Genomic DNA, 977 nt, shown 5'->3' on the forward strand with positions numbered 1-977 from the left:
ATATCCGCAACGGGCTCGGCATCCGCAGCTTCAATCTGATGACCGATTACCACAACCGGCTGCTCGGCGACTCGATCCTGCCACGCCTGCACGAGCCGGAAGACCCCAGGATGAACGTCATCCATCGTTCCGAAGAGGGCAATCTGCTTTTCCGTACCGCCCCCAAGATGGAGCGCGCCCTGCCTGCCGGGCAAGTGCGGCAACTCGCATCGGATTATTCAGGCCATACCTCGCCAAGCCTGTAGAAATAACCGACAACAATTTACCAATCAGCAGAGAGCAACGTCATGACAAAGACCATCAACCCAGGAAGGCTTAAGGCTGCCGCCGAGCACCTGGAATGGGTATTAAGGCAATATCCAGACAATAAGGATGCTCAAGAGCTACTTATTTCCTTGATGCCATTAATAAATAAGGCAAAATTCGGTGAATTGAAATACCCTACAGAAAGAATAGACATCCCGGGGTTTTATAGTTTTTCCGAGGGGCTTTACACCCCCTACAAAGATCCAAGCATTGGCAAGGCATATACAGAATTTTCCACTGAGGCCAGGGGCGGGCATACCGATCAAGAAAAGAGAATAATTAAAAATATAGAATCCTTAAACCCAGGGGAAGAGTCATGAATAGAGACAAAAGACCCCCTACAAATAAAGATAAAGATGGCAATCATAAGCTAAATTCATTTAAAACACATGGCGTCAACGAAAAATCCGCCATTGATTATCTTGAAACATCAGATGGAAGAAAGCTCCTAAAGGCACTCAAAAACTTCGATAAAGATGCGCCGGCATCTGAGTTGATGAATCGCGCCATCGGCCAACTCATGTCCGGCCGGGAACTTCCCCGCATGGAGATCATCGACGAGCCCCTGACCAAGATCGTCCCCGTAGGCGAGAAAGTTTCCCCATACTCCCCTTATTTCTCCAAGCAATCCGAGTTCGAAACCACCCTGGCCCAGGGCCACAGGCTCAACG

At 49.2% G+C, this 977-nt stretch carries 3 protein-coding genes; all 3 read left to right on the forward strand.

The features are described from left to right. Positions 1–245: hypothetical protein (locus EBB59_RS13985; protein ID WP_158601818.1), on the forward strand; the 245-nt coding region annotated here is incomplete at its 5' end. Positions 246–287: 42 nt separating this feature from the next. Next, the gene (locus EBB59_RS13670; protein WP_147455630.1) at positions 288–626 is read left to right on the forward strand and encodes a hypothetical protein; all 339 of its coding nucleotides are present in this window, start codon (positions 288–290) and stop codon (positions 624–626) included. Continuing rightward, positions 623–977, forward strand: a 355-nt coding sequence (locus tag EBB59_RS13675) for a hypothetical protein (RefSeq protein WP_211327769.1), incomplete at its 3' end; no start/stop codon positions are given. The genes EBB59_RS13670 and EBB59_RS13675, both read left to right, overlap by 4 nt.

The organism is Solilutibacter pythonis (genome assembly GCF_003697345.1).
GTDB classification, from domain to species: domain Bacteria; phylum Pseudomonadota; class Gammaproteobacteria; order Xanthomonadales; family Xanthomonadaceae; genus Solilutibacter; species Solilutibacter pythonis.